Origin of the sequence: Streptomyces sp. NPDC102279 (assembly GCF_044766365.1) — a bacterium.
In the GTDB taxonomy this organism is placed as follows: domain Bacteria; phylum Actinomycetota; class Actinomycetes; order Streptomycetales; family Streptomycetaceae; genus Streptomyces.
In genome coordinates this window covers 221,220-243,017 of the sequence record NZ_JBIWLU010000013.1, presented here as the reverse complement: position 1 = coordinate 243,017, position 21,798 = coordinate 221,220, and the positions used below count along the sequence as shown (strand labels likewise).

22 protein-coding genes and 1 riboswitch are annotated in these 21,798 nt (G+C 70.3%); of the genes, 8 read left to right on the top strand and 14 right to left on the bottom strand.

What is annotated here, in order from left to right; genetic code table 11:
* Nucleotide 1 precedes the first annotated feature (1 nt).
* The 6 genes from ACIRQH_RS31595 to ACIRQH_RS31570 all read right to left on the bottom strand — a co-directional run bounded on the left by ACIRQH_RS31595 (nt 2) and on the right by ACIRQH_RS31570 (nt 5,076).
* Nucleotides 2-673 carry a DUF4097 family beta strand repeat-containing protein gene (locus ACIRQH_RS31595; protein ID WP_358816293.1) on the bottom strand — a complete coding sequence of 224 codons (672 nt, stop codon included), beginning with the start codon at nt 671-673 and terminating at the stop codon, nt 2-4.
* Nucleotides 674-944: 271 nt separating this feature from the next.
* The gene (locus ACIRQH_RS31590; protein ID WP_358816292.1) at nt 945-1,376 is read right to left on the bottom strand and encodes an SHOCT-like domain-containing protein; all 432 of its coding nucleotides are present in this window, start codon (nt 1,374-1,376) and stop codon (nt 945-947) included.
* A 23-nt stretch (nt 1,377-1,399) separates the two neighbouring features.
* Entirely contained in the window at nt 1,400-1,660 is a 261-nt protein-coding gene (locus ACIRQH_RS31585) for a hypothetical protein (protein ID WP_358816291.1), read from the bottom strand.
* Nucleotides 1,660-2,022, bottom strand: a complete 363-nt coding sequence (locus tag ACIRQH_RS31580) for a DUF2089 domain-containing protein (RefSeq protein ID WP_404228073.1) — start codon at nt 2,020-2,022, stop codon at nt 1,660-1,662. The genes ACIRQH_RS31585 and ACIRQH_RS31580 overlap by 1 nt, the downstream gene beginning before the upstream one ends.
* Nucleotides 2,023-2,253: 231 nt before the next feature.
* A complete protein-coding gene (locus ACIRQH_RS31575) occupies nt 2,254-3,444 on the bottom strand; it encodes a PotD/PotF family extracellular solute-binding protein (RefSeq protein ID WP_404228070.1) in 1,191 nt (396 codons plus the stop codon).
* Nucleotides 3,445-3,636: 192 nt separating this feature from the next.
* Entirely contained in the window at nt 3,637-5,076 is a 1,440-nt protein-coding gene (locus ACIRQH_RS31570; protein ID WP_358816288.1) for a gamma-aminobutyraldehyde dehydrogenase, read from the bottom strand.
* A 188-nt stretch (nt 5,077-5,264) separates the two neighbouring features.
* Between ACIRQH_RS31570 and ACIRQH_RS31565 the strand changes: the two genes are divergently transcribed.
* From ACIRQH_RS31565 to ACIRQH_RS31535, 7 genes are all read left to right on the top strand, one after another.
* Nucleotides 5,265-5,780 carry an Lrp/AsnC family transcriptional regulator gene (locus ACIRQH_RS31565; RefSeq protein ID WP_358816287.1) on the top strand — a complete coding sequence of 172 codons (516 nt, stop codon included), beginning with the start codon at nt 5,265-5,267 and terminating at the stop codon, nt 5,778-5,780.
* Nucleotides 5,765-7,147, top strand: coding sequence for an aspartate aminotransferase family protein (locus tag ACIRQH_RS31560; RefSeq protein WP_358816286.1), 1,383 nt, complete (start codon nt 5,765-5,767; stop codon nt 7,145-7,147). The genes ACIRQH_RS31565 and ACIRQH_RS31560 overlap by 16 nt, the downstream gene beginning before the upstream one ends.
* 270 nt (nt 7,148-7,417) lie before the next feature.
* Nucleotides 7,418-8,155 (top strand): ATP-binding cassette domain-containing protein, encoded by a 738-nt coding sequence (locus tag ACIRQH_RS31555; protein ID WP_358816285.1) that lies wholly within the window; start codon nt 7,418-7,420, stop codon nt 8,153-8,155.
* Nucleotides 8,137-9,624 carry a hypothetical protein gene (locus tag ACIRQH_RS31550; RefSeq protein WP_404228066.1) on the top strand — a complete coding sequence of 496 codons (1,488 nt, stop codon included), beginning with the start codon at nt 8,137-8,139 and terminating at the stop codon, nt 9,622-9,624. The genes ACIRQH_RS31555 and ACIRQH_RS31550 overlap by 19 nt, the downstream gene beginning before the upstream one ends.
* A gap of 132 nt (nt 9,625-9,756) precedes the next feature.
* Nucleotides 9,757-10,164: a VOC family protein gene (locus ACIRQH_RS31545; protein ID WP_358816283.1), complete on the top strand. Its 408-nt coding sequence runs from the start codon at nt 9,757-9,759 to the stop codon at nt 10,162-10,164.
* A 134-nt stretch (nt 10,165-10,298) separates the two neighbouring features.
* Complete coding sequence (locus ACIRQH_RS31540) at nt 10,299-11,414, top strand: LOG family protein (RefSeq protein WP_388869795.1); 1,116 nt, start codon at nt 10,299-10,301, stop codon at nt 11,412-11,414.
* A gap of 159 nt (nt 11,415-11,573) precedes the next feature.
* Complete coding sequence (locus ACIRQH_RS31535) at nt 11,574-12,257, top strand: LAETG motif-containing sortase-dependent surface protein (RefSeq protein WP_388869798.1); 684 nt, start codon at nt 11,574-11,576, stop codon at nt 12,255-12,257.
* 77 nt (nt 12,258-12,334) lie between these two features.
* Here ACIRQH_RS31535 and ACIRQH_RS31530 read toward each other — a convergent pair whose 3' ends face one another.
* The 4 genes from ACIRQH_RS31530 to rlmN all read right to left on the bottom strand — a co-directional run bounded on the left by ACIRQH_RS31530 (nt 12,335) and on the right by rlmN (nt 17,428).
* Nucleotides 12,335-13,357: an ABC transporter ATP-binding protein gene (locus ACIRQH_RS31530; protein ID WP_404228063.1), complete on the bottom strand. Its 1,023-nt coding sequence runs from the start codon at nt 13,355-13,357 to the stop codon at nt 12,335-12,337.
* Nucleotides 13,358-15,034, bottom strand: coding sequence for an ABC transporter permease (locus ACIRQH_RS31525; RefSeq protein WP_404228060.1), 1,677 nt, complete (start codon nt 15,032-15,034; stop codon nt 13,358-13,360).
* Nucleotides 15,010-16,098, bottom strand: coding sequence for a thiamine ABC transporter substrate binding subunit (locus ACIRQH_RS31520; protein WP_404228058.1), 1,089 nt, complete (start codon nt 16,096-16,098; stop codon nt 15,010-15,012). The genes ACIRQH_RS31525 and ACIRQH_RS31520 overlap by 25 nt, the downstream gene beginning before the upstream one ends.
* 76 nt (nt 16,099-16,174) lie before the next feature.
* Nucleotides 16,175-16,280: riboswitch (TPP riboswitch) on the bottom strand.
* Between the two features lie 41 nt (nt 16,281-16,321).
* Entirely contained in the window at nt 16,322-17,428 is a 1,107-nt protein-coding gene (gene rlmN, locus ACIRQH_RS31515) for a 23S rRNA (adenine(2503)-C(2))-methyltransferase RlmN (protein WP_358816277.1), read from the bottom strand.
* Nucleotides 17,429-17,814: 386 nt separating this feature from the next.
* Between rlmN and ACIRQH_RS31510 the strand changes: the two genes are divergently transcribed.
* Nucleotides 17,815-18,012: a hypothetical protein gene (locus tag ACIRQH_RS31510; RefSeq protein WP_358816346.1), complete on the top strand. Its 198-nt coding sequence runs from the start codon at nt 17,815-17,817 to the stop codon at nt 18,010-18,012.
* A gap of 108 nt (nt 18,013-18,120) precedes the next feature.
* On the opposite strand, the gene ACIRQH_RS31505 is transcribed toward ACIRQH_RS31510, so the two are convergent.
* From ACIRQH_RS31505 to tsf, 4 genes are all read right to left on the bottom strand, one after another.
* A complete protein-coding gene (locus ACIRQH_RS31505) occupies nt 18,121-19,260 on the bottom strand; it encodes a phosphatidate cytidylyltransferase (RefSeq protein ID WP_404228055.1) in 1,140 nt (379 codons plus the stop codon).
* Nucleotides 19,260-19,817, bottom strand: a complete 558-nt coding sequence (gene frr / locus ACIRQH_RS31500) for a ribosome recycling factor (RefSeq protein WP_355867948.1) — start codon at nt 19,815-19,817, stop codon at nt 19,260-19,262. Before frr ends, ACIRQH_RS31505 begins: the two co-directional genes overlap by 1 nt.
* A 171-nt stretch (nt 19,818-19,988) precedes the next feature.
* Nucleotides 19,989-20,759 carry a UMP kinase gene (gene pyrH, locus ACIRQH_RS31495; RefSeq protein ID WP_358816275.1) on the bottom strand — a complete coding sequence of 257 codons (771 nt, stop codon included), beginning with the start codon at nt 20,757-20,759 and terminating at the stop codon, nt 19,989-19,991.
* A gap of 182 nt (nt 20,760-20,941) precedes the next feature.
* Nucleotides 20,942-21,778: a translation elongation factor Ts gene (tsf, locus tag ACIRQH_RS31490; RefSeq protein ID WP_358816274.1), complete on the bottom strand. Its 837-nt coding sequence runs from the start codon at nt 21,776-21,778 to the stop codon at nt 20,942-20,944.
* Nucleotides 21,779-21,798: the final 20 nt, after the last annotated feature.

Sequence of the window (21,798 nt, the reverse complement as noted above, 5' to 3'; positions counted from 1 at the left end):
GTCAGATGCTGCGGGCGGTGATGTCGCCCTGGGTGGTGGTGGCGCGGATGGTCAGGCCAGGGGTGCCGTCGGTGTTCTTCAGGGTGTTGCTGATCCGGCCGTAGCTGGTGCCGGCGTCCAGGGAGGCGGAGACGCCGCGGGAGGCGCCGACGGTGATGTCGCCCTGCTGCGTGCTGAGCGTGACGGCACCGCGGACGGCCTCGGTGATGTTGAGGTCACCCCGCTGGGTACTGATCTCCGCGGGGCCGTTCAGGCGGCCGACCGTGATGTTCGCGTCGTGGCCGGCGAGGCGGGCACTCGCGGCCTCGTCGATCTTGACCGAGCGGTAGCCGCCCTCGAAGGTGACGTCGCCGAGGCGGCCCACTCCCCGGAACTCCGCCGCGGCGGCCTTGGCCTCGACGCGGGAGTCGACGGGGAGCTGGATCGTGATCTCGACGGAGCCCGAACCAGTGCCGAGGATGCGGTTCTTGGCCGGTGCGGCCTCGATGCGCAGGACGCCGTCGCCGTAGAGGACCGTGACCTGCTCCGCCGCCTTCACGTCACGGCTCTTGGAGGCGTTCGCCGGCAGGACCTCGACCGTGGCGTCCGCACGGTCGGCGGCGATGACCTGGATCCGGCCCGCGGGAATGTCGATGACGGCCGAGACGGGGGCGGGGGTGTCGAACTTCTGCATCGTGCTCTCCTTCTCCTGCATCGCGCGCCCCGACGGCGCCCGCGCTTTCCGATGAGAGAAACGCTACGTTGCCTTCACGAATTCGACAACGCCTTCATTGCACGTAAGTGCCATAAGCGCAGGTGGAAGCAGCGAAGTCGTTGCAATGGATTCAGAGATAACGCAACACGCTCACGCACAGTGCGTTGCAACGATTGACGGTGAACGCTATGCGGGGCCGACCTCGCCCGACGCCCCCACCCGGGAACCGAGAGGGCGACGGCGGGCGGCGCTACTCGCAGAACACCCGCACGGTGGAGTCGGGGTCTTCGACGTCGACGACGACGTCGTCCAGTTGGTCGATGAACTCCTCGATGTACTGCGGCTTGAGTTCGGCGAGGTCGATCGGCACCCCCGCCTTGTCCAGCTCGGCGTTGATCCTGGTGAGCGCCTGCGGCGGGACGAGGCTCGCGAGCCGGACCCCGGCGCGCAGCAGTTGCAGGGGGACACGGATGTTGACCCGGCTGGGACCCTCCCCTTCAGGGGTCTCGGCCGAATTCACCACCACGCGCAGGTACTTGGGCCGCGCCTTCGGCCGGGACCCGGCTCCCTGCGGAGCCGTGGGGACCTCCCGCTCCAGGGCCGCGATCAGCCGCTCGGCCTCGTCCGCGGTGACCTTGCCCTCGGCCAGCATCCCCAGGACCTGACGGCGCTGCTCATTCACGGGTGTACTCCCTCTCCGCTGACTCATCTGACGCTGACCAGGAAGGCCGCCCGGCCCTCCTCGATCTCGAACCGGGTGCCGGGCAGCGCCCACAGCAACTGCCCGACCCCTCGCAGGGCTCCGACCGTGCTCACCCGCGTGACGCGGCACGCGACGAGTCCGGCCACCAGCGCGAGCAGCAGCAGCGGTGACAGCACCAGCAGGACCGGCACCACAGGTATGCACAGCCGCAGCCGGCGGCCGTCGGAACGCCGGTAGCCCACCGTCACCAGCTGCGGGACCATCAGTCCCCCTCCAGTTCGGACAGTGCCTCCTGGGCGCTGATCTCGCCCCGTCGCAGGCGGTCGACGACGTCGGCGGCGCCGATGGGAGCCGGGTCGGTGTCGACGAAGTCGAGCTGCTCGGAGATGCGTTTCAGCCGGGACTTGACGGTCGGGTAGCTCACTCCGAAGATCCGCTCCATCTCCTTGATCGAGCCGTGCGCCCGCACGAACGCGGCGACGAACACCTGGTCGTCGATGCCGAGTTGGGCCAGCTGCGGGGGCTCGAACTCCCCCTCGACCGCGATGCCACTGTCCGTGAGACGGACCCGCTCGACCACGAACGGCTGCCCGCGCGTCAGATCCGTCAGCTCCTGCCAGTCCACGCTCGGCCCCTCACCCTCGATCGCACACTCACCCGTTCTTTGTATCTTAAGATTCTTAAGATCACAATGAACAGAGCTTAATTTCTCTGCCCGAACCTTCAACGAACACGATATCCAGCCGTCCGGGTCGGGCCGGTCCTGGAGCATGAAGAAGGGCGCCGGACCTGAGTCTCGGCGCCCTGGGGCGAGGGAGGGGCGGGGGAGGCCGGCCGACACCGGTCGGCCCCCGCGTCACAGTCCCGCGATCGCGTTCCAGCGCTTGGCGAACTCCGTGCGTTCCGTGGAGGTGATGTCGCGGGCGATGGCGAGGCGCTTGCGCATGGTGGCGTCGGGGAAGATCAGCGGGTCCTCGGCGAGGGCGGCGGTGCCCTTGTCCTTGGAGGAGGCGAGGACGTCCTGGGCGGCCGGCACGGGACAGACGTAGTTGACCCACGCGGCCAGCTCGGCGGCGACCTCCGGCTGGTAGTAGAAGTCGATGAGCTTCTCCGCGTTGGCCTTGTGGCGGGCCAGGTTGGGGATCATCAGCGACTCGGCCCACAGCTCGGCGCCCTCCTCGGGGACGACGAAGCGGATGTCGGGGTCGTCGGCCTGGAGCTGGATCACGTCGCCCGAGTACGCCTGGCAGGCCAGGACGTCACCACTGGCGAGGTCCTTGATGTAGTCGTTGCCGGTGAAGCGGCGGATCTGGCCGCTGCGCACGTGCTTCTCGACCTGGTCGCACATCCGGTGGAAGTCGTCGGCCTTCCACTTCGTGATGTCGACGCCGTTGCCCTGCATGAGCAGCGCGAACGCCTCGTCCAGACCCGAGAGGAGGGTGACCCGGCCCTTCAGGTCGGGGGCCCACAGGTCGGAGACGTGCTGGATCTCGCGGCCGACCCTGCGGCGGTTGTACGCGATGCCGGTGATGCCCGACTGCCAGGGCACGGACGACTTGCGGCCGGGGTCGAAGGCGGGCGAACGCAGCAGTGGGTCCAGGTACTTGGCGACGTTGGGCTGCTCGGCCCGGTCCATCTCCTGCACCCAGCCGAGCCGGACGAAGCGCGCGCACATCCAGTCGCTGATGACGATGAGGTCGCGGCCGGTCCGCTGGTGGTTCATCAGCGACGGGCTGATCTTGCCGAAGAACTCGTCGTTGTCGTTGATCTCCTCGATGTAGTCGACGGAGATCCCGGTGCGCTTCTCGAACGCCTCCAGCGTGGGGCGCTTCGTGGGGTTCTTGTCATCGGTGTCGATGTACAGCGGCCAGTTCGCCCAGGTCAGTCGCTTGTCCGCGGCGGACGTGTCGGTTCCCGCGCGCTCCCCGGGGCTCACGTACGCGGCGGGCACCCCGCAGCCGGTCAGGGCGCCGAGTGCGGCGCCTCCGCCCAGGGCGCGCAGCAGGGACCGGCGGGACGGGGACGAGGTGTTCCGAATCACTGGCACGCCCGCAGCATGCCGCCCGCGTCCGGCGGGAACAATGGACGCTGCGTCGAGCGGTGGTCCCACGACCCGACACCCTGTCGATCACTTTCGCCAAAGGCCCGGACGGCCTGCCCGGGCGGACGCCCTCACCGACGACACGGCGCGGCCCCGGAGGGATCCATCCCTCCGGGGCCGCGTGACTGCCGGGGTGTCTTACGCGTCCAGCGACGTCATCACGTGCTTGATGCGCGTGTAGTCCTCGAAGCCGTACCCGGAGAGGTCCTTGCCGTAGCCGGACTTCTTGAAGCCGCCGTGCGGCATCTCGGCGACCAGCGGGATGTGCGTGTTGATCCACACACAACCGAAGTCGAGGTTCTTCGACAGGCGCATCGCCCGGCTGTGGTCCTTGGTCCACACCGAGGAGGCGAGGGCGAAGTCGACGCCGTTGGCCCACTCGACGGCCTGGGCCTCGTCCGTGAAGGACTGCACGGTGATGACCGGGCCGAAGACCTCGTTCTGGATGATCTCGTCGTCCTGCTTGAGACCGGAGACGACGGTCGCGGCGTAGAAGTAGCCCTTGTCGCCGACCTGCTTGCCGCCGGCCTCGACCTTGGCGTGCGCGGGCAGGCGCTCGATGAACCCGGAGACCTGCTTGAGCTGGTTCGGGTTGTTCAGCGGCCCGTAGAGCACGTCCTCGTCGTCCGGCCGGCCCGTCTTGGTCTCGGCGGCGGCCTTCGCGAGCGCGGCCACGAACTCGTCGTGGATGGACTCCTGGACGAGGACGCGGGTGGCGGCGGTGCAGTCCTGGCCGGCGTTGAAGAAGCCGGCCACGGAGATGTCCTCGACGGCCTTGGCGATGTCGGTGTCCTCGAAGACGACGACCGGGGCCTTGCCGCCCAGCTCCAGGTGGACGCGCTTGAGGTCCTTGGACGCCGACTCGGCGACCGACATGCCCGCGCGGACGGAGCCGGTGATGGACGCCATCGCCGGGGTGGGGTGCTCGACCATCGCGCGGCCGGTGTCGCGGTCGCCGCAGACGACGTTGAAGACACCCTTGGGGACGATGCCGCCGATGATGTCGGCGATCAGCACGGTGGAGGCGGGGGTGGTGTCCGAGGGCTTCAGGACGACCGTGTTGCCCGCGGCGAGGGCCGGGGCGAACTTCCACACGGCCATCATCATCGGGTAGTTCCACGGGGCGACCTGGGCGCAGACGCCGATCGGCTCGCGGCGCACGATCGAGGTCAGACCCTCCATGTACTCGCCGGCCGAGCGGCCCTCGAGCATGCGGGCGGCCCCCGCGAAGAAGCGGATCTGGTCCACCATCGGCGGGATTTCCTCGGACCGGGTCAGACCGATCGGCTTGCCGGTGTTCTCCACCTCGGCGGCGATGAGCTCCTCGGCCCGCTCCTCGAACGCGTCCGCGATCTTCAGGAGGGCCTTCTGGCGCTCGGCGGGGGTCTGGTCGCGCCAGGCCGGGAAGGCCGCGGCGGCGGCCGCCATCGCGGCGTCGACGTCCGCCTCGCGGGAGAGCGGCGCGGTCGCGTACGCCTCGCCGGTCACGGGGTTGACCACCTCCGTGGTCCCTCCATCGGCGGCATCGCGGAACTCTCCGTCGATGTAATTGCGCAGACGACGCAGCTCGGTGCTCACTGCCCGGCCCTCCTGTCGGATGTCCAACGACCCAGGTGTCCAGTACCTGAGATACCTGAGTCCCCACCCTAATCCGTCGCTCGACGTTTTCGACACCCCTGATCGCGCCAGAACTGCGAAATCCGCACGTCACGTACCCGTAAACAACGAATTTCATCGCCCGAACCTTGCGCAACTATCGAGACGTCGTGCAGAGTGAGGTCGTGGTCAGTCGAAGTGCGGAACCCAGGGACTCCCGCGAGTCCAGGAACGGCAGCCCTCAGCTGGATGCCGTCTCCCTCGCCATCATCGAGCAGTTGCAGCAGGACGGACGACGCCCGTACGCCGCGATCGGCAAGGCCGTCGGCCTGTCCGAGGCGGCCGTGCGCCAGCGCGTCCAGAAGCTGCTCGACCAGGGCGTGATGCAGATCGTCGCCGTCACGGACCCACTCACCGTGGGCTTCCGCCGGCAGGCGATGGTGGGCGTCAACGTGGAGGGCGACCTCGATCCGGTGGCCGAAGCACTGACTGCCATGTCGGAAGTCGAGTACGTGGTGATGACCGCGGGCTCGTTCGACATCCTCGCCGAGATCGTGTGCGAGGACGACGACCACCTGCTGGACGTCATCAACAAACGCATCCGGGCCCTTCCCGGCGTGCGCTCCACCGAGAGCTTCGTCTACCTGAAGCTCAAGAAGCAGACCTACATGTGGGGAACTCGATAACCGTGAGCACCAAGGACCTCAGCAAGACCGCGTACGACCACCTGTGGATGCACTTCACCCGCATGTCCTCGTACGAGAACGCGCCCGTTCCCACCATCGTCAAGGGTGAGGGCACCTACATCTACGACGACAAGGGCAAGCGCTACCTCGACGGTCTCGCGGGCCTGTTCGTGGTCCAGGCGGGCCACGGCCGCGTCGAACTCGCGGAGACGGCGTTCAAGCAGGCGCAGGAACTGGCCTTCTTCCCGATCTGGTCCTACGCCCACCCGAAGGCCGTCGAGCTGGCCGAGCGCCTCGCGCACTACGCGCCGGGCGACCTGAACAAGGTATTCTTCTCCACGGGTGGCGGCGAGGCCGTCGAGACCGCGTGGAAGCTGGCGAAGCAGTACCACAAGCTCACGGGCAACCACACGAAGTACAAGGTCATCTCGCGCGCGGTCGCCTACCACGGCACCCCGCAGGGCGCCCTGTCCATCACCGGCCTGCCGGCCCTGAAGGCCCCCTTCGAGCCGCTCGTCCCGGGCGCGCACAAGGTGCCGAACACCAACATCTACCGTGCCCCGATCCACGGCGACGACCCCGAGGCCTTCGGCCGCTGGGCCGCCGACCAGATCGAGCAGGAGATCCTCTTCGAGGGCCCCGAGACCGTCGCCGCGGTCTTCCTGGAGCCGGTGCAGAACGCCGGCGGCTGCTTCCCGCCGCCCCCCGGCTACTTCCAGCGCGTCCGCGAGATCTGCGACCAGTACGGCGTACTGCTCGTCTCGGACGAGGTCATCTGCGCCTTCGGCCGCCTCGGCACGATGTTCGCCTGTGACAAGTTCGGCTACATCCCGGACATCATCACCTGCGCCAAGGGCATGACCTCGGGCTACTCCCCGATCGGCGCCACCATCGTCTCGGACCGCATCGCCGAGCCGTTCTACAAGGGTGACAACACCTTCCTGCACGGCTACACCTTCGGCGGTCACCCGGTCTCCGCGGCCGTGGCGCTGACCAACCTCGACATCTTCGAGCGCGAGAACCTCAACCAGCACGTCCTGGACAACGAGGCGAACTTCCTGCAGACCCTGCAGAAGCTGCACGACCTGCCGATCGTCGGCGACGTCCGCGGCAACGGCTTCTTCTACGGCATCGAGCTCGTGAAGGACAAGGCCACCAAGGAGACCTTCACGGACGAGGAGTCGGAGCGCGTGCTCTACGGCTTCGTCTCCAAGAAGCTCTTCGAGTACGGCCTCTACTGCCGCGCCGACGACCGCGGTGACCCGGTCATCCAGCTGTCGCCGCCGCTGATCTCCGACCAGTCGACCTTCGACGAGATCGAGGGGATCATCCGTCAGGTGCTGACGGAGGCGTGGACCAAGCTCTGATCCACCACCCGACGGCCCCGCCGCGCCGGCCCCGCGCCGACGCGCCGGGGCCGTCGGCGCTTCCGTACGGCTGATCAACACCGGCCCCGGTGCCGCCCGTTCGAGTGAGAATGGGCGGCCTGGGGCCGCGTGCTGTCCGGCCTCCCGACCGCGACTCCCTAGCGTGCGCAGTGACCGATCGGCCCTGCCTTCGTTCCCCCGTCCGGGGGACCGAGCGACCTCGAAGAGGCCGCCGGGCAAGGCACATCAGATCTGAACGAGGTGTACGCGATGGTGGCCCCGCCTGACAACGACGTGCTCTGGGCACGCGCCCTGCACGTCAAGCACAACGGATCGCCCGCGCTCAGCGGTGTCTCGCTCGGCGTCCGTGAGGGCGAGATCCTCGCCGTCGGCGGCCCGCGCGGCAGCGGCAAGACGACCCTCCTGCAGTGCCTGTCCGGCCAGCTGCTGCCCCAGCAGGGCGAGGTCTGGTTCAACAGCTCGCCCGTGCACACCATGGGCCCGGTCGCCCGCGAACGGCTGCGCCGCGACCGGTTCGGCTGGATCGACCCGGCGCCGGTCCTGGTCCCCGAGCTGAACGCCTGGGAGAACGCCGCCCTTCCGCTGATGCTGCGCGGCTGTGCCCGCCGGGCCGCCAAGACCGCCGCCCTGGAGTGGCTGGAGCGCCTGGACATCGGCGGCTGCGCCCGCAAGCGTCCGCACGCCCTGCTCCAGGCGGAGCGCCAGCGCGTCGCCATCGCCCGCGCCCTGGCCCCCGCCCCCACGATCCTGTTCGCCGACGAGCCGACCGCGCCGCTGCACCGCGCCGACCGCGCCCATGTGCTGCGCACACTCACCACGGCGGCCCGTTCGCACGGCATCACGGTCGTCCTCGCCACGCACGACGCCGACACCGCGGCGCTCGCCGACCGCACGGTGTCGCTGCTCGACGGACGGCGCGTGAACACCGTCCACCTCCCGCCGGTCGCCGAGACGGAAGGCCGGGCCGCGTGCTCGCTCTCCGTCTAGCCCGCGCGGGCCGCCCCCTCGTCCAGCTCCGCCGGCTCCTGGTCGCCGCCGCCTCCGCGGGCACCGGGTTCCTGCTGCTGTGCACGCTGGGCTACGCGATGAGCCACCCGGACGCCTCGGCCGCCGGCGCGCTGCGCCTGGGCTGGTGCGTCGTTCCCCTCGCCGCCACGGTCTACTTCGCCATCGCGGTGGCCCGCACCGACCCCGGCACCCGCCCCAGGCCCGGCCTGTCCGCCGTCGGCCTCGGCCCGGCCCGGCTGATGGCCGTCTCCGCCCTCACCACGGCCCTGTCGACCCTGCTCGGCTCGGCGCTCGCGCTGCTCCTGTTCCTCCAGCTGCGCGGCGATCTGACGGGCATCCCGTTCGACGGGTCGGCGGCCGAGTTCCTGGCCGTCGACCAGGAGCTGCCCCTGCCGGCCGCTCTCACCCTGCTCGCCCTGGTGCCCCTCGCGGCCTCCGGCGCGGCCGCGCTGGCCCTGCGCCCGCGGGACGGCCGCGTCAAGGGCGGCGCTCGGGCGTACGGCCTGACATGGCTGTCGGCACGGCAGAGCGCGGTCGCGAGTGGACCTCCGCGCGCGGTCCTGCCCGGCGCACAGCCGGACGGCCGCGGCACGCCCGCCACCGCCGCACCGGCCGGGACCTCCGAGGTGTCCGAGGAATCACCGGCGGACGCCGCCGGCAGTGGCGTCCACTGGACCAACGCGGAACACGCCGCCGGTGAGGCGCCGGCGCGGGTCGGCGTCCAGGACCGCCCCGGCACCGTCTCCCAGGGCAGGACCGGCGCACCGGCCGCGGGTGAGGGTGCGGACGGCGGCGCCCGCCCGGTCACGGGGACGGCCTCCCGGGGCCTGCCTCCCGCGGAGAGCGCGCCGAACGGTCTCCCCTGGGGTGCTGCCGCGGTGGCGGCCGGGCTGGCCGTGGAGACGTATGCGAGCCGTTCCGGACCGGCGCCCGCGCTGGCGCTGCCCGGCGGTTTCGTCGGCGGCCCGGCCGGGGTGCTGGCCGGCTGGGTGCTGACGGCGGTCGGACTCGCCCTGGCGGGGCCCGCGATCACGTATCTGTGCGGGCGGCTGCTCCAGGCGGTACGGCCGGGCGCGCTGCGACTGCTGGCCGGCCGGGTGCTGCAGGCGGAGGCGCGGCGCATCGGGCAGCCGCTCGGTGTGGTGTGCGCGGTGGCGTCGGGCGCGTTCGCCGCGACGGCGCTGTACACCGGCTCCCGGCCCGCGTTCGGTCCGCTGACCACGCTCGGCGGCCTGCTCGTCGCCGGGTGCACGCTGCTGACGCTGGCCACCGCCGCCGTCGAGGCGAAGCAGGCGCGCGCGGACACCACCGCGGCCCTGCTGCGGCTGGGGGCGCCCGCCACGACACTGCGTGCGGCGGCGGCCCTGCGGGTCGGCGCACTGTTCGCCGCGTTCGCCCCGCTGACCTGGGCCGTCGCCGAACTGGCCGCGCTGCCGCTGATCAACTGACCGGCCCGCGGCGGTCTCCGCCCGGATCTCCGGATAAATGTTCCGCGCGGTGCGATGAGTTCCGCGCGGACCGCCGGTCTAACCCTGCGAACGGCACAACGCCACCGGCACAACGCGAACGGGAGACCTCAGATGTACCAGCAGATGATCTTCGTGAACCTGCCCGTGTCCGACGTGGACACCTCGAAGAAGTTCTTCACGGAGCTCGGCTACGCGATCAACCCGCAGTTCTCCACGGACGACTGCGCCTGCGTGGTCATCAGCGACACGATCATCGCGATGATGCTCAGCAAGCAGCGGTACGCGGACTTCACGAAGAAGCAGATCGTGGACGCGACCAAGGGCAGCGAGGTGCTGCTGTGTCTGAGCGCCGAGAGCCGCGAGAAGGTCGACGAGCTGGTCGACCGCGCGATCGCCGTCGGCGGTTCGTCGACGGGCGAGACCCAGGACCAGGGCTTCATGTACGGCCGGTCCTTCGACGACCCGGACGGCCACTCCTGGGAGGTCGTGTGGATGGACCCGGCGGCGGTCCAGGGCTGAGCACCCACCCACTCCCGGTTCGAGTCCCGGGGCCGGAGCGCGGTACAGGGGTTCGCGCACCGGCCCCGCCGCCGTTCCCGGCCGCCCTCCGGGTACCCGCCCGGGCCGCGTACCGCCGCCCCTAACATGGCCCGGTGCAGCCGACACCCCTTCACGCATCCCATGACCGTGAGATCGAGTCCCTCGCCGAGTTCGACGAGGTCGTCTCGTCGGGCGGCTCGCTCGCCCGGTTCCGCATCCAGGCCATCGATCTGACGGACCGTACGCGGGCCCTGCTGGCCGTCGACACCACGGACACCGTCTTCCTCGGCTGCTCGATGGGCTCCGAGGCGGCGGCCAAGGTCCGCGCGTCGGGCGCCCTCGTCTTCCCGCCGGTGCCCGGCCTCCCCCTCGACCCGTACCGGGGGCGCCTCTACTCACCCACCGAGCTCTTCCACGGGCTCGACGCGGGCTACGAGGCGACGCCCGACGCCCGCGCGTACGCCTGGTTCCAGCAGACCAGGGCGGACGGCGACATCTTCGCGTCGACGGTGCGCGCCATCCACGACGACTCGGTCTCGGACGCGCTCGACGAACTCCTCGCCGGAGCGCGGGTGGTCGGCGTGATGGGCGGTCACGCGATGGCACGCGGCACGGAGGCGTACGCGGGGGCCGCACGGCTCGGCCGCGACCTGGCGCGCTCCGGTCTCATGGTCGCCACCGGCGGCGGCCCGGGCGCCATGGAGGCCGCCAACCTCGGCGCGTACGCGGCCCCCTTCGACGACGGCATGCTCGACGAGGCACTGGCCCTCCTGGCCGGGACGCCGTCGTTCACCCCGTCGGTCACCGACTGGGCGCGCGCCGCCTTCGCGGTGCGCGAGCGCTGGCCGTCCGGCGGACCGTCGGTGGGCATCCCCACCTGGTTCTACGGCCACGAGCCGCCGAACGCGTTCGCCGCGTACATAGCCAAGTACTTCGCCAACGCAACGCGTGAGGACGGCCTCTTGGCCCGCTCGAACGCGGGAGTCGTGTTCCTGCCGGGCGCCGCCGGGACCGTACAGGAGATCTTCGACAACGCGACGCCGAACTACTACGAGTCACGGGGCGAGCCCACCCCCATGGTCCTCGTGGACCGCGTCCACTGGACCGAGCGGCACCCCGCCTGGCCGTTGCTCCAATCCCTGGCGCGGGAGCGGGCGATGGAGTCGAGGATCGCTCTCGTCGACCGGATCGATGACGCTCCGGAGGCACTCAAACACCTTGCCGGTTAATGTCTCGGCAAAGCCAACAGCAGTCCGGGGTCTACGCATTGACAGCCCTTAGGCAACGCTTATAAACCTGTGAAACTCGTGGGGGTGCTGTTGCCAATGAACGAAGCGCAGCAAATCCCCCGACACCCCCCGCAGTTGCGCAACCTGTGAAGGGCAATCGTGTCCATATCTCGACGCACCGCACGTACCGTGCGAATCCTCGGCGTTGCCTCCGCCTCTGCCGCGCTCACGCTCGGCGTGGCGGGCAACGCACTCGCCTGCAACATCCGTGACTTCTCGGCCGTCGCCTCCTGCGACAACGGGAAGGGCAGCATCACCGTGACCGACACGGACGCCTCCGGCAAGGAAGCGACCGTCACGGTCTTCCTGGAGTCGAACGGCGCCGACGCCAAGCAGATCGACAGCCAGAAGGTCAAGGGCACCCGTGACGGCGCCACCGTGACGTTCGCGGAGAACTGGGGCCCCAAGGCCCAGTACCGGATCCACATCGACGTCCCGGGCCTCGTCAACGCGGACGTCTCGCCGACGCTCACCACGTCGGCCGAGGGCTGTGCCGCGGAGTCCCCGTCGCCTTCCGGGACCCCGTCGCCCTCGGACACCCCGAAGCCGTCCGAGAAGCCTTCGGACTCGGCGACCCCCTCGGCCGAGGAGAGCAGCAGCACCGCTCCGGCGGCCGCGGGCGACAACTCGCCGTCGGCCGCGGCCGGTGAGTCCAACCTCGCCGAGACCGGCGCCAGCTCCAACACCCCGATGATCGCCGGTATCGCCGGTGCGCTCGTCGTCGTCGGTGGCGGAGCGGTCTTCTTCGGCATGCGGCGCCGCGGCGCCTCGAAGGCCGGCTGACCCACCCCGCACGACCGTGTGGCCCGCCTCCTCCCCGGAGGCGGGCCACACGCCTGTTCCGCCCCGCGTCCGAGGGGCTATCCGCCGAGCAGCACGATCTCCGCGGGGTCGAACCGCACCCCGACCGCCTCTCCGGGCTCCGGCGCCTCCCGCAGCGCACACGCCGCCTCCAGTTCCGGCGCGTCCCGCGGCCGGAGCCGTACGGCGACGTGGGTGCCCCTGAAGGTGCGCGCGGCGACCGTGCAGCGCAGCCCGTCGGCCGGGGCCACCAGCCGGACGCCTGCGGGCCGTACGAGGAGTGTGCCGGGCCCCTGCGCGGCGCCCTCGGGCACCGGGACCTTCCCCCAGGGGGTGTCGGCCGCCTCGCCGCTCACGGTGGCGTCCACCACGTTGTCGAAGCCGAGGAACCGGGCGACGAACGCGTCCGCCGGCTGCTGCCAGACCTCAAGGGGCGTGCCGGACTGGGCGATCCGTCCGTCGCGCATCACCACGACCCGGTCGGCGAGCGCGAAGGCCTCGCCCTGGTCGTGTGTGACGGCGAGCACCGTCGTGCCCAACTCCGCGAAAAGACCGCGCAGTTCGACGACGAGCCGTTCGCGCAGTGAGCGGTCCAGCTGGCCGAGTGGTTCGTCGAGCATCAGCAGGCGGGGGCGTGGGGCGAGCGCCCGGGCCAGCGCGACGCGTTGCTGCTCGCCGCCGGAGAGGGAGGCGACGGCCCGGTTCCGCGCGCCGGGGAGGCCGACGAGGTCGAGCAACTCCGCGACACGCTCGGCCTGTTCACGCTTCGGCGCGCCGTGCATGCGCAGCCCGAAGGCGACGTTGCCGCCGACGTCCCGCTGCGGGAAGAGCTGGTGGTCCTGGAACATCAGGCCGACGCCCCGCCGGTGCGCGGGCACTCCCGCCTGGTCGCGCCCGTCCAGCGTCACGCCGCCCGCGTCCAGCGGCTGGAGACCGGCGACCGCCCGCAGCAGAGTGGACTTGCCGCTGCCGCTCGGCCCGAGCACACAGACGATCTCGTGCTCGGCGACATCGAGGTCGACCGCGTCGAGCACGGCCCGTCCGCCGAATCGTACGGTCGCGGCCCTGAGGCTCAGCAGCATCTAGAACTCCCCGGTCCGGTCGGTGCGTACCCGCTCCAGCAGCAGCAGCGCGGCCGCGCACACCGCCATCAGGATCGTCGAAAGGGCCATCGCCTGGCCGTAGTTGAGATCGCCCGCGCGCCCGAGCAGCCGGGCCACGGCGACCGGCAGCGTCGGGTTGTCGGGCCGCGCGATGAAGACCGTCGCCCCGAACTCCCCGAGGGAGACGGCGAACGCGAACCCGGCGGCGATCAGGAGGGCGCGCCGTACCATCGGCAGATCGACCTCGCGCCACACCCGCCACGGTGACGCCCCGAGCACGGCCGCGGCCTCCCGCAGCCGCCCGTCCACGGCCCGCAGCACGGGCAGCATCGTGCGGACGACGAAGGGGACCCCGACGAGCGCCTGCGCCAGCGGCACGAGGATCCAGCTGCCGCGCAGGTCCAGGGGCGGCTCGTCCAGGGCGATGAGGAACCCGAAGCCCACCGTCACCGCGGAGACGCCGAGGGGCAGCATCAGCAGCGCGTCGAAGCCCCGTACGAGACGGCCCGCGCGGCGGGTCAGGGCCGCGGCCGCCAGACCGCCGATGAGCACGGCGATCGCGGTGGCGGCGAGCGCGTACTCCAGCGAGTTGCCGATCGCGGCGATCGGGGCGACGAGGAAGGTGCCCCCGTCGCCGTCGGCCAGCGACCGGTAGTAGCGGAACCCCGGGGCGTCGAGGGAGCGCTGGACGAGGACGGCGAGGGGCAGCACGAGCAGGACGGCGATGACGGCCAGTACGCCTGCGAGGAGCGCCCACTGCCCGGCGCCGCGCGGCCTGCGCGCGGTCGTCCGCGCGGACACCAGCCGCAGCGCGGTCTCGCGGCGGCGGACGGTCGCCGCGTGCACGGCGAGGATCGCCCCGACCGCCACGAACTGGATGATCGTCAGCACCGCCGCCGTCCCGAGGTCGAAGATCTCGGACGTCTGCCGGTAGATCTCGACCTCGAGGGTCGAGAAGGTGGGGCCTCCGAGGATCTGCACCACACCGAACGAGGTGAAGGTGAAGAGGAAGACCATGAGGGCGGCTGCGGCCACGGCGGGGGCGAGCGCAGGAAGCGTCACGCTGCGCCAGGCCGCGAGGCGCGAGGCGCCGAGCATCCGCGCGGCCTCCTCCTGCCGCGGGTCGAGCTGCGACCAGAGCCCGCCGACGGTCCGTACGACGACCGCGTAGTTGAAGAAGACGTGGGCGAGCAGGATCGCCCACACCGTGGTGTCCAGGCGTACGCCCCACAGCTCGTCGAGCAGGCCGCCCCGGCCGACGAGCGCGAGGAACGCGGTGCCCACGACGACGGTCGGCAGTACGAACGGCACGGTCACCACGGCCCGCAGGAGCTGTTTGCCCCGGAACTCGAAGCGCGCGAACACGTACGCGCCGGGGAGCGCGATCAGCAGCGTGAGCGCCGTGGAGGCGAGCGCCTGCCAGGTGGTGAACCACAGCACGTGCCGGATGTCGGGCTGGGCCAGGACGTCCCAGAGCCGGCCGAACCGCCAGCCGCCGTCGACGTGGAGCCCGCGCGCGACGATCGCGACCACGGGGTACGCGAAGAACACCGCGAAGAACGCGACGGGCAGGGCCATGAGGCCGAGCCGTGTCGCGCCCTGCCGCCGGGCCGCGCGCGGGTTCCGCCCGGCTACTTCAGTACGAGCGAGGTCCACGACTTGACCCACTGGTCGCGGTCGGCTGCGATCTTCGCGGGAGCCAGGGTCTCCGGGTCCTTGGCCTGCGGACCGAACTTCGTGAACTCCTCCGGCACCCGGGCGGTGTCGGTGACGGGGTAGACGAACATGTTCAGCGGCATGTCCTCCTGGAACTCCTTGGTGAGCAGGAAGTCGAGGAGCGCCTTGCCGCCCTTGGCGTTCCCGGCGTTGCCGAGCAGACCCGCGTACTCGACCTGGCGGAAGCAGGTGCCGTCCACGACCCCGGTGGGAGCGGTGCTGGGCTTCGGGTCGGCGTAGACGACCTCGGCGGGCGGCGAGGAGGCGTACGAGACGACGAGGGGCCGGTCGCCCTTGGCCTTCTTGCCGCCGGCGGACCCGGAGAACTCGTCGTTGTACGCCTGCTCCCAGCCGTCCACGACCTTCACGCCATTGGCCTTGAGCTTCTTCCAGTAGCCCTGCCACTGGTCGTCGCCGTACTTCGCCGCGGTCCCGAGCAGGAAGCCGAGGCCGGGCGAGGAGGTCGACGCGTTCTCGGTGACGAGGAGGTTCTTGTACGCGGGCTTGACCAGGTCGTCGAACGACGTCGGCGGCGCCAGCTCGTGCCTGCTGAAGTACGCCTTGTCGTAGTTGACGCAGATGTCGCCGGAGTCGATGGGCGTGACCCGGTGCTTGTCCTGGTCGACGCGGTACTGCCGGTCGATCGCGTCGGAGCCCTTGGCCTCGTAGGACTGGAAGAGCCCGTTGTCGAGGGCCCGGCTCAGCAGGGTGTTGTCGACGCCGAAGAAGACGTCGCCCTGTGGATTGTCCTTGGTCAGGATCGCCTTGTTCACGGCCTGCCCGACGTCGCCGTCCTTGAGGACGCGGACCGTGTAGCCGGACCGCTTCTCGAAGTCCTTGAGCACGCTCTTGGAGACGACCCACGAGTCGTGGGTGACGAGCGTGACGGTCTTCGGGTCTCCCGAGGCGCCGGCGTCGGACGAGCCGCACGCCGACAGGACGGGCAGCGTGACGAGGCTCAGCCCGACGGCCGTCGCCGCGAACCGCTTGCTGGTGGTGCTCACTGATTCCTCCTGGCTGACCAGGAAGAGACGCGGCCCTGCCCGGGATCTCTGACAGATCCCGGGCAGGGCGCAACAGCTTGAGTGATGACCGAACTTCCTACCCAGAATGACCTGGGCAAGGTTCAGAGGGTCTGCGGTCTGTCCCGCACTCTCAGCGCTGTGGCGCTCCCCTGTCGGAATATGAAGATGTTAGGACTGTGACGTTGTACGGACGCGTCCCAGACTACCGCTCGGTCGCGGCGAGCTGACCGCACGCTCCGTCGATCTCCTGGCCGCGGGTGTCCCGGACGGTCACCGGCACGCCGTGGGCGGCGATCGCGTCGACGAACGCCTTCTCGTCCTCGGGCCGCGAGGCGGTCCACTTCGAACCCGGGGTCGGGTTCAGCGGGATGAGGTTGACGTGCACCGGCTTGCCCTTGAGCATCCGGCCGAGCCGGTCGCCCCGCCACGCCTGGTCGTTGATGTCCCGGATGAGGGCGTACTCGATGGACAGGCGTCGCCCGGACTTCGCCGCGTACTCCCATCCGGCGTCCAGCACCTCGCGCACCTGCCACCGCGTGTTCACGGGGACGAGGGTGTCGCGCAGTTCGTCGTCCGGAGCGTGCAGGGAGATCGCGAGACGGCACTTGAAGCCCTCGTCGGAGAACCGGTTGATGGCGGGCACGAGGCCGACCGTCGACACGGTGATGCCGCGCTGCGAGAGGCCGAGGCCGTCCGGCTCGGGGTCGGTGAGGGCCCGGATCGCCCCGACCACGCGCTTGTAGTTGGCGAGCGGCTCGCCCATCCCCATGAAAACGATGTTGCTCAGCCGCGCCGGGCCACCGGGGATCTCGCCGTCCCGCAGCGCCCGCATCCCGTCGACGATCTGGTGCACGATCTCGCCCGTCGACAGGTTCCGGTCGAGGCCGGCCTGTCCGGTGGCGCAGAACGGGCAGTTCATCCCGCAGCCGGCCTGCGAGCTGATGCACATCGTCACCCGGTCCGGGTAGCGCATCAGCACGGACTCGACGAGCGTGCCGTCGAAGAGCCGCCACAGGGTCTTGCGGGTGGTTTCCTGGTCGGTCGACAGGTGCCGGACGACCGTCATCAGCTCGGGAAGCAGCGCTTCCTGGAGCTTGCCGCGCGAGGCGGCCGGGATGTCCGTCCACTGCTCGGGGTCGTGCGCGTACCGGGCGAAGTAGTGCTGCGAGAGCTGCTTGGCACGAAACGGCTTCTCACCGATCGCGGCAACCGCCTCTTTGCGCTCGGCAGGCGTGAGATCGGCAAGGTGCCGCGGCGGCTTCTTGGCTCCGCGCGGCGCTACAAAGGTGAGTTCTCCGGGCTTAGGCATGGCTGTACCAGTGTCGCAGATCGGATCGCATGACCCGGGCCGCGCGTGTCCCGGTGGGGGCGGACCGGCCGGGCCCGCACGATTCGGGGCTTCCCGCCCCTTGCGCCTCCCGGGACTCCCCGCGCACAGTGCCCGCCGGGACCACTCGCGCCCGGCCTGTTCCGGCAGAGTGCTCTCGTCACCTGTCGCTTGGACCTAGAATCGAACTCGTGTCCGATAACGTGTCCCGTCCGGAGCTCCCGCGCGCTGTCCGCGCCCGGCCGGCCTGGCAGCCGCCCCGCACCGGCGACACGATCGCCGAACCGGAATCTCGGTGTCCTGTGAACAACGACCACGCATCATCCGACCCCACCGGCCCCGACGACGCGGATGCCCCCGCCGCGCCCATCGTCGTGGGCCGCCCCTCCGGAACCGGCGGCCGCCGCGTCACCATCCGCGCGCGGAGCGCCGGCCTCGCCCACAGCGACGCCGACCTCGTCGAGTTCCTCCGCCGTGCGGGCCTCCCGGACGCCGAGGGCCTCCTCGACGACCCGGCCTGGGTCCACTGGCAGGAGGGCCCACCCCACACCTACGGCCCTAACTGACGACACCGCCCCTCCCCGTCACATGACTCACCGTGTGGTGATCATCCGACCGGGAGGGGCGGTGTCGTTGGTACGCGGAAAACGGACGCGTGGAATGCGGAAAGGCGGTCAGCCCGAGCCGACGAAGAGGACGAGCAGCAGCCAGACCACCGGAGCCGTCGGCAGGAGCGAGTCCAGCCGGTCCATGATGCCGCCGTGACCCGGCAGCAGCGTGCCCATGTCCTTGATGCCGAGGTCCCGCTTGATCATCGACTCACCGAGGTCACCGAGCGTGGCGCTGGCCGCGACCGCGAGGCCGATGACCAGACCCTGCCACCAGGTGCCGTCGTCGATCAGGAACTCCATGCACAGCGCACCCGCGACCATCGCGAAGCTGACCGCTCCGAACAGACCCTCGCGGGTCTTTCCGGGGCTGATGCGCGGCGCCAGCTTGTGCTTGCCGAAGCGCCAGCCGATCGCGTACGCGCCGGTGTCGCTGACGACCGTCAGGAGCAGGAAGGTCAGGACGCGACGCGGACCGTCGTCGGCCGTGAGCATCATGGCCACGAAGGTCGCCAGGAACGGCACGTAGAAGGCCGCGAAGACCCCCGCCGTGACGTCCTTGAGGTAGCCCTCGGGCGGTTCGGTCATGCGCCAGACCAGGACGGCCAGCGCCGTCAGCGCCATGGCGACCCACGCACCCTCGGCGCCCCGCACGTATCCGGCGACGACCATGGCCGCCCCGCCGACCGCGAGCGGCACGAGGGGCGCCTTGATGCCCTTGCGCTCCTCCAGCCGTGAGGTGAGCTCCCAGAGCCCCACCACCACGGCGACCGCTATCACTCCGACGAAGACGGCCTTGACGACGAACAACGACGCGACGATCACCGCACCGAGCCCGACGCCCACTCCTATGGCCGCGCCCAGGTCGCGTCCCGCACTCTTCTTCTGAGGTGCGGGGGCGGGCTGGGGGGCGGCGCTGGGCATGGGCTCCTGCGGGCTCTGCGGGTTGTGCGACGGATCCCCGTAGGGCGCCGTCGACGGTGCGTCGTCGTGGAACAAGGGGCCGCTCGGCCGAGCGGCCCCCGGGTCGTCATCCTGGTCTCCGCCATGTGCGGGTACGTCGGGCACGATGGGCATGGGCCGAGTGTGCTGCGCGTCAGGCGCATCGTACGTGGGACCCGCCGGGGCTGCCCCCTGGACAGGCCCCTGCTCGGACGGCCCCCAGTACCCGGCTTGTGGCGGCGCCCCCCAGGAAGAGTCGTTCATCAGACCTCGAGCAGCTCCGCTTCCTTGTGCTTCAGGAGCTCGTCCACCTGGGCGACGTACTTCGCCGTGGTGTCGTCGAGCTCCTTCTCCGCACGACGGACCTCGTCCTCGCCGGACTCCTTGTCCTTGACGAGCTTGTCGAGGGCGTCCTTCGCCTTGCGGCGCACGGAACGGATCGAGACCTTGGCGTCCTCGCCCTTGGTCCGCGCGACCTTGATGTACTCCTTGCGACGCTCTTCCGTCAGCTCGGGGAAGGTCACACGGATGATGTTGCCGTCGTTGCTGGGGTTGACGCCCAGGTCGGAGTCCCGGATCGCCTGCTCGATGTTGCGCATCGCGCTCTTGTCGAACGGGGTCACCACGGCCATGCGCGGCTCCGGCACGGAGAACGAGGCCAACTGGTTGATCGGCGTCAGCGCGCCGTAGTAGTCGGCCACGATCTTGTTGAACATCGCCGGGTGCGCACGGCCGGTGCGGATCGCGGCGAAGTCCTCCTTGGCGACCACGACCGCCTTCTCCATCTTCTCCTCGGCCTCGAGGAGGGTCTCTTCGATCACCACTTGCTCCTGCTTGTCTTGAGTAGGCCCGGCAGCTGTTCCTCGTCGGGGTCGGCGGCCGGCTGCGTCGCGTCTTGTTCCTGCACGGTTCCGGACCGGCAGGACATTGTCCATCCCCCGGTCAGGGTCCGTCCGCGTCCGGGGCTCGTACCCGGACGGGAGCGTTCCCCGTCAGGCCTGGCCGTTCTGGTCGCCGACGAGTGTGCCGATCTTCTCACCCTTGACGGCCCGCGCGATATTGCCCTCCGCCAGGAGCTCGAAGACCAGGATCGGCAGCTTGTTGTCCCGGCACAGCGTGATGGCCGTCATGTCGGCGACCTTGAGATCCCGGGTGATGACCTCGCTGTAGCTGAGGGCGTCGAACTTGACCGCCCCGGGGTTGGTCTTCGGGTCGGAGTCGTAGACGCCGTCCACGCCGTTCTTGCCCATGAGGAGCGCCTCGGCGTCGATCTCCAGGGCGCGCTGGGCGGCCGTGGTGTCGGTGGAGAAGTACGGCATGCCCATGCCGGCGCCGAAGATGACCACGCGCCCCTTCTCCAGGTGCCGCACGCCACGCAGCGGGATGTACGGCTCCGCAACCTGGCCCATGGTGATGGCGGTCTGGACGCGGCTGTCGATGCCCTCCTTCTCCAGGAAGTCCTGGAGGGCGAGGCAGTTCATGACGGTGCCGAGCATGCCCATGTAGTCGGAGCGGGCCCGGTCCATGCCGCGCTGCTGGAGTTCGGCGCCGCGGAAGAAGTTGCCGCCGCCGATGACGACGGCGATCTGGGCTCCGCCGCGCACGACGGCCGCGATCTCGCGGGCGATCTTGTGCACCACGTCGGGGTCGACGCCGAGTCCGCCGCCACCGGCGAACGCCTCGCCGGAAAGCTTCAGCAGAAAGCGTCCCGTGCCTTTGCCGTCGTCGGTCTTGTCGCCCTTGTCGGCCGGGGTGGTGGTCATGGAGATCTCCTCATGGTGCACATACGAAGAAGGCCATTGCCGGTGGGGTGTGTTCGCATCCCGTGCTCGGCAATGGCCTCCTCGTCAGATCTGCTGTCGTCCGGCACACGCGCGTGGGTGCCGGCGTACGCGGACGACTGCTGTCGACCCTATAGGGGCCGCGCGTCGATCGCGGTACGGACTCAGATGCCGACCTTGATGCGCGAGAAGCGCTTCAGGGTGACACCGGCCTCGTCCAGGACCTTCTGGACGGACTTCTTGTTGTCGAGCGCGTACGGCTGACCGAGGAGCGTGGCCTCCTTGAAGAAGCCGTTGACCCGACCCTCGACGATCTTGGGGAGGGCGGCCTCGGGCTTGCCCTCGGCGCGGGTGGTCTCCTCGGCGACGCGACGCTCGCTCTCGACGACCTCGGCCGGGACGTCCTCACGGGAGAGGTACTTCGGCGCGAAGGCGGCGATGTGCTGCGCGATGCCCTTGGCGAGGTCGGCGTCGGCCTTGTCCAGCTCGACCAGAACACCGATCTGCGGAGGCAGGTCGGGCATGGTGCGGTGCATGTACGCGGCAACGTACGCGCCGGAGAACTGGGCGAAGCGGTCCAGGACGATCTTCTCGCCCAGGTTGGCGTTGGCCTCGTCGACGAACGCCTGAACCGTCTTGCCCGGCTCGATCTCGGAGCCGAGGAGCGCGGCGATGTCGGCCGGGGAGGTGGCGGCGGCGTGCTGCGCGATCCGGTCGGCGACGGCCTGGAACTTCTCGCCCTTGGCGACGAAGTCCGTCTCGCACTTCAGCTCGACCAGGACACCGGAGGTGTTGTCGTCAGCGATGATGGAGACCACGGCGCCGTTCTCGGCGGAGCGGCCCTCGCGCTTGGCGACGCCCTTCTGACCCTTGATGCGCAGGGCCTCGACGGCCTTGTCGACGCTGCCGTCGGCCTCGTCCAGTGCCTTCTTGCAGTCCATCATGCCGGCGCCGGTGAGCTCACGGAGCTTCTTGACGTCGGCGGCGGTGTAGTTCGCCATGATTCCTGGAATCTCTCTCG